This is a genomic window from Mycobacterium sp., assembly GCF_052144515.1.
In the GTDB taxonomy this organism is placed as follows: domain Bacteria; phylum Actinomycetota; class Actinomycetes; order Mycobacteriales; family Mycobacteriaceae; genus Mycobacterium.
In genome coordinates this window covers 1-5,279 of record NZ_JBKQQD010000487.1, presented here as the reverse complement: position 1 = coordinate 5,279, position 5,279 = coordinate 1, and the positions used below count along the sequence as shown (strand labels likewise).

Genomic DNA, 5,279 nt, shown 5'->3' with positions numbered 1-5,279 from the left:
GACCAGCCGGCCCCGTCGATCCGATCCCGGATAGCGCGAATCAGCGCGGCCCGCAGTTTGAGGTTCTCGGCTTCCTCGCGGCTGTCGGCGATGTCATCCCATACGCTCATGGTGTTCTCCCCTTCCGCTGTTCGTGCATGCGTTTAGCTTCTTTGTACCGACGCTCTCCGGTGTCGATATCCTTCTTCGAGGTCTTCTGCGTCTTCTTGGTGAAGCAGTGCAGGACATAAATCTCATCTCCGAACTGAGTCACGTAAAACACCCGGAAGATACCGTCCCCGGTGCTGATCCGGATTTCCCGGCATCCAGCTGGTCTGACCCCGGTTGGTTGGTCCACGGTTTATGAGAGTCTTGGCGGCCCGCGTTGGTGGGCAGGAAGGCTCGTAAAGAATCATGGCGACGAGGAAGCGGCACAGCCCTGAGCAGGTAGTGCGGATGCTGATGACGGCCGATCGGCTGTCGGCTGAGGGCAAGGACACCGCGGCGGTGTGTCGGGAGTTGAAGGTCTCCGAGGCGACTTATCACCGCTGGCGCAACCAGTACGGCGGGTTGAAAGCCGAGGACGCCAGACGGCTGAAGACCCTGGAGCGGGAGAACGCCACCCTCAAGCGGTTGTTGGCCGAGGCGGAGTTGGAGAAGGCCGCGCTCAAGGAGCTCGCGCGGGGAAACTTCTGAGCCCGCAGCGCCGGCGGGCCGCCGTGTGGCATCTCCAGCGGGTGCTGGGGGTCAGCGAGCGGTTGGCCTGCCGGGTGACCGGGCAACACCGCACCACCCAACGCCATCACCCGGTGTCAACCACGCCGGCGGATCCGGATGCGGCGCTGCGGGAGTGGCTGCGCGGGTATGCGCGGGATCATCCGCGGCGGGGGTTCCGCCCGGCCTATCACGACGCTCGCGGCGAAGGCTGGATCGTCAATCACAAGAAGGTGCAACGACTCTGGCGCGAGGAGGGGTTGCGGGTGCCGCAGCGCCGCCGCCGCAAACGCCACGGCAGCTCCACCGCAGAGGCGGTGGTATGCGCGGATGCCCCGGATGAGGTGTGGGCGGTGGATTTCCAGTTCGACGTGACCACCGACGGGCGCCCGGTCAAGATCGTCTCGATTGTCGATGAGCACACCCGCGAATGTTTGGGCGGGCTGGTGGAGCGCAGCATCACCGCCGAAAATCTCCTTGCTGAGCTGGACCGGATCGCCGCCGAGCGTGGGGCCTATTCGGCGGTGCTGCGCTGTGACAACGGCCCCGAATTGGCCTGTGGCGCAATGGCGCAGTGGGCGGCGGACCGGGTCGGGTTGTGCTTCATCCCGCCGGGTGAGCCGTGGAAAAACGGGTACGTCGAGTCGTTCAACGCCCGTCTGCGTGACGAGTGCCTCAACATCACCAGCTTCTGGTCACTCGAGCACGCCCGCGTGGTGATCGGCGACTGGAAACACCAGTACAACCATCATCGGCGCCATTCCTCCCTGAACTATCAGACCCCTGCTCAGTACGCGGCGGCCTGCAGACACCGGTGAATCTGTGGGGCTGGGCTGGTCACGCATAGTGCGATACCGGGGCTTACTGTGGTCGGTGTAGTGGGGCGATGAGCTGCAGCAACGGCGGCGCGGGCGCTTTCAGGAACCTCGTTACGGGCATCCAGAGCTTTGCTGCCGCTCGAACACCGCCGCCTGGCAGGCAGGTCGTCGGCAAGGTGGCGGTGGACTCAGGAGGTTCGGTTTCGGGTCGTTAGCGGTCCTGCCAGAAGTTTTTGGAAAGCTTCCGGCGGTCTTCCCGCGCCTTCTTGTTGGTGAAGTCGCTGATGCCCTGAGTCACTTTGTTGAGCGGGGTGGACGAGTCAAGTCCGTCGATAGGGAAGGGCATGATCGGCACCTCAAAAGCGAGTGCTCCAGAGATATGAAGGTCGGCTCCGTGGTTGAGGATGAACTTGGTGCGCCGCAGCGTGGCTGGGTTTTTAGCCAGTACTACCTCGGTGAGCCGAGCAACCTCGCCATCAAGGTCCCCAGGGCCACAGATTCGGTTGATCAGGTCATAGCGTTCAGCAGTCCTCGCGTCGAACAGCGCGCCGAGCAGGTTCCACTCCTTGGCCTTGCGCCGCCCGACGAATCGGGCCAGCCGTGACGTGCCTCCCCAGCCGGGAGTGATGTCCCAGTCGATCTCGGGCATGCCCCAGCGGGAGCGGTCGGTGGCGATGACGAAGTCGCACACCAGGGTCAGCTCCAGGCCGCCGCCAGTGCAGACGCCGTCGACCGCCGCGATGGTGACCGGGTTAAGGTCCTCCAGAATCTGCACGGTCTCCTGGTATTTGCGGACCTGCCAGTACGGGTCGTCGACGGTCCAGGTGTTGAACTCGGTGATGTCGTCGCCCGCGCAGAAGGTTTCCCTGGCCCCGCGCAGGATGACCACCCGGCACTGCCGGTCGTCCCGGATTTCCCGCACCGCCCTGTTCAGTTCGGCGGACAACGCCCGGTCCAGGGCGTTGTGCACGTCAGGCCGGTTGAGGGTGATGGTGGTGACCGCGCCGGCACGGTCGAGAATCAGGTCCTTATACGGCTGGGTCATCGTGCTGCCTCTCAACTCGTTTGAAACTTGCATAGCGAGACTCACATAATTAGTCTCGTTACGCAAGTAACCCGTAGACTGGACGGATGCCGGAGGGTCGCCTACAGCGGGACTGCTCGGTATTCCGCACCGTGGCAGCCGTGGGTGATGCGTGGTCGTGGCTCGTGCTGCGAGAGGCCCTCTTCAGTGGGGTGACGCGCTTCGACGAGTTCCAGAACCGCCTTGGCATCGCCCGGTCCACCCTTGCCGCGCGCCTCGACAAGCTCGTCGCGTCTCAGCTACTGCGCCGCGATGGGGCCGATTACCTGCCAACCGAACAGGGCAACGACTTCCTCGGCTCCCTGCTGACCGCGATGCATTGGGGGGATCGGTGGTGCGGCGACAGCAACCAGCCACCCGTAATGGTCAAGCACCTCACCTGCGGCGCGAAGATGCACACCGATATGTCCTGCGATCACTGCGGCAAACCAGTAGCCGCACGCGAGGTCACCTTTGACCGTGTGCCGCAACCCGCGCACCGCCCCAAAGGACAGCCAACCCGGACCCGCATGCCGGGCCTCAACCTCCTAGAACGCCAGCGACCGTGCTCCATCGCGCGCACCCTCCAGGTGATCGGCGAACAGTGGAGTTCGCTGATCATCCAGGAGTGCTTCTTTGGCACCCACCGCTTCGACGCATTCCAGAACCGGCTCGCCATCGCCTCCAACATCCTGTCCCAGAGGCTGGCCAGGCTCACCGACCTTGGCGTACTCACCAACCGTTCCGCCGACGACCGTCGCGGCTACCACCTCACCGACAAAGGTCTCGACCTCTACCCGGTGGCCCTGGCGATGTTGATGTGGGGAGACCGTTGGCTGTCCAACGGCAGGCCACCAATCGCCCTCACCCACACCACATGCGCACACCGCCTGCGGGCCGTCCCGACCTGTTCACGATGTGGGACACCAATCCTTCTATGCGAACTGGAGATCGGGGTTTAGGCCAAGCGAGCCACTTGGCAGCACGCGGATGGACGGTTTGGCCGACAGGGCAACGATGACCGGCGACCGTCGCATTGGTTGCACCACAACCCCAGTCCGGGCATTCGCCGGTCACGTGGGGATTCAGCCCCCCGGCCAAACCGGCTATGCTGCGACCGAATCCACAAGTACCGACTCTCGTTTTGCTGTGGACCAATTCAAGGGGTCCAGTCACAGCTCCCACATTGGGCATTGGTTTCCAGTGATCTGGATCGCGCCCGCAATGATCTCGGCAGTCAAGCACGCGGCATCGATCCCGAAACCGGAGTTCGACGCCCGGCAACGGGCCCGCCGAAGCACTTGGGACACGCCGCGATTTCTGCGCAGTTACGACGAAACCGTCGAGGAAGACCTCATTTTGCCGCGCGGGTTGTTGTCGCTGTTGACAACCCTCGTCGAATCCGCCGGGAGCACGATGCGCATCAACGACTGCCGCGTCACCGGGACTGACCATGAATTCACCTGTGCAACGGAGCTCAGGCCCGAACAAGCGGTGGCCGTGCGACACCTCGCCACCCAGGACACCGGAGTCATGATTGCCTAACCTGCGCACAAAAGGTGTGACGATGTTGGCGAGAGGTTAATTAGGGGTTCGCTAAGTGTCGGGTGAGTTCCGGGGTCCGGGCTTGGTGAGTCGGGCGGGGACGACAGCGTCGCCCCACAAATCGGGCAGACGTGAGGGCCCCCGTCCGGCGCACGAATTCTTGACGCTCAGGACTCGATCGCTTGTACTCCGATGAAAGCGGCAAGCTCGCTGGCGTCTCGGTGAACGTCGAAGGCACGGAGCAGTTCGATGTAGCGCTGCTTTCCGACATTCCAGTCGTACTGCCACTCTGTGGGGTCCTGGGTGGCGGCAAACACCAGATCAGCGAGAAGACGTGTGGTGCGCCCATTTCCATCCCTAAATGGATGGATCCGAACTGTCTCGGCATGCGCGGTGATTCCGAGTTCGCGAGCAGTCCAATCGTCCGTGTGTTCCCATCGGTAGGCGATGTTTTCAAGTGCGTTGCGCAGTTCGACGGCGATCCGCTCGGGTGCGACACCGATGTTGACTTCGGTTCTTCTCCACCGGCCGCCCCAGACCCAGATAGCGCCGTAGAGCCGGGCGTGAAGACCACGCACAAAATGGTCGCTAAGTAGCTCATCGAGTGGTAAGGAGCCCTCGATCGCCGCAGGCATCAGTACATCGGACGCTCGGTTCTGGAAGCCCTATTCAAGGTCGTAGACCGCAGCCCGCGTGATGGGTTTGTCAAGGATCTCGACGACCTCGTCGAGGAGAGCGCTGAGTTCATCATGCGGGAGTGGAGTTTCGCCGTAGCAGGGCGTCAGCGACATTAGCGATTAGGCATTTGCCGTGACGCGATATAGCGCGCGACCGCAGCCGGACGGACGTAGCCGGCAGGAACCTCGCGGTTCTCGAGCTTGGCGGATGCCTTGGTGGCCCGGGCGACGGCCTTCTTGACGGCCGCCTTCTTGACGACGACCTTCTTGGCAGCCGTCTTCGGCATTTGGCGCTTCACGGTGCCACCTCCTCGGCAAGTCATGCTACCGGTGCACGAAGTAGTGCTGCCAGTGAACGGCTTGACTCATGGAAACTGCCCGCGAAACGCCTTCGGTGCCTCACGTAAGAATGCCCGCGAAATGGTGACTGTCGTGAGGCATGGGAAGTGGGTTGTCGATGACGTCTCGCGCGGAGATCACCAC

General features: G+C 63.1%; 7 protein-coding genes. 3 read left to right on the top strand and 4 right to left on the bottom strand.

The window, feature by feature from the left end; translation table 11 throughout:
- Positions 1 to 106: 106 nt before the first annotated feature.
- Positions 107 to 337, bottom strand: a complete 231-nt coding sequence (locus ACLP9N_RS32925; RefSeq protein ID WP_442411316.1) for a type II toxin-antitoxin system RelE/ParE family toxin — start codon at positions 335 to 337, stop codon at positions 107 to 109.
- A 56-nt stretch (positions 338 to 393) separates the two neighbouring features.
- Between ACLP9N_RS32925 and ACLP9N_RS32920 the strand changes: the two genes are divergently transcribed.
- Positions 394 to 1,511 (top strand): IS3 family transposase gene (locus ACLP9N_RS32920; protein WP_442411315.1). Its coding sequence is split into 2 segments (ribosomal slippage): positions 394 to 661 and positions 661 to 1,511, totalling 1,119 coding nucleotides; the frame shifts between segments, so codons are not numbered across the junction.
- Between the two features lie 211 nt (positions 1,512 to 1,722).
- Here ACLP9N_RS32920 and ACLP9N_RS32915 read toward each other — a convergent pair.
- Positions 1,723 to 2,556: an enoyl-CoA hydratase/isomerase family protein gene (locus ACLP9N_RS32915; protein ID WP_442411314.1), complete on the bottom strand. Its 834-nt coding sequence runs from the start codon at positions 2,554 to 2,556 to the stop codon at positions 1,723 to 1,725.
- 86 nt (positions 2,557 to 2,642) lie between these two features.
- On the opposite strand from ACLP9N_RS32915, the gene ACLP9N_RS32910 reads away from it, so the two are divergent.
- Both ACLP9N_RS32910 and ACLP9N_RS32905 read left to right on the top strand, forming a co-directional pair.
- Entirely contained in the window at positions 2,643 to 3,536 is an 894-nt protein-coding gene (locus tag ACLP9N_RS32910; protein ID WP_442411313.1) for a winged helix-turn-helix transcriptional regulator, read from the top strand.
- A gap of 262 nt (positions 3,537 to 3,798) precedes the next feature.
- Entirely contained in the window at positions 3,799 to 4,119 is a 321-nt protein-coding gene (locus ACLP9N_RS32905; RefSeq protein WP_442411312.1) for a hypothetical protein, read from the top strand.
- A 167-nt stretch (positions 4,120 to 4,286) separates the two neighbouring features.
- On the opposite strand, the gene ACLP9N_RS32900 is transcribed toward ACLP9N_RS32905, so the two are convergent.
- Together ACLP9N_RS32900 and ACLP9N_RS32895 are read right to left on the bottom strand one after the other, a co-directional pair.
- Positions 4,287 to 4,754, bottom strand: a complete 468-nt coding sequence (locus ACLP9N_RS32900; RefSeq protein WP_442411311.1) for a Fic family protein — start codon at positions 4,752 to 4,754, stop codon at positions 4,287 to 4,289.
- Positions 4,755 to 4,909: 155 nt separating this feature from the next.
- The gene (locus ACLP9N_RS32895) at positions 4,910 to 5,095 is read right to left on the bottom strand and encodes a hypothetical protein (RefSeq protein ID WP_442411310.1); all 186 of its coding nucleotides are present in this window, start codon (positions 5,093 to 5,095) and stop codon (positions 4,910 to 4,912) included.
- Positions 5,096 to 5,279: the final 184 nt, after the last annotated feature.

What these genes read in the sequence shown, in the direction of transcription:
- ACLP9N_RS32915 (WP_442411314.1), bottom strand. Translation starts at nt 2,556, where the DNA reads ATGACCCAGCCGTATAAGGACCTGATTCTCGACCGTGCCGGCGCGGTC.
- ACLP9N_RS32910 (WP_442411313.1), top strand. Translation starts at nt 2,643, where the DNA reads ATGCCGGAGGGTCGCCTACAGCGGGACTGCTCGGTATTCCGCACCGTG.
- ACLP9N_RS32905 (WP_442411312.1), top strand. Translation starts at nt 3,799, where the DNA reads ATGATCTCGGCAGTCAAGCACGCGGCATCGATCCCGAAACCGGAGTTC.
- ACLP9N_RS32900 (WP_442411311.1), bottom strand. Translation starts at nt 4,754, where the DNA reads ATGCCTGCGGCGATCGAGGGCTCCTTACCACTCGATGAGCTACTTAGC.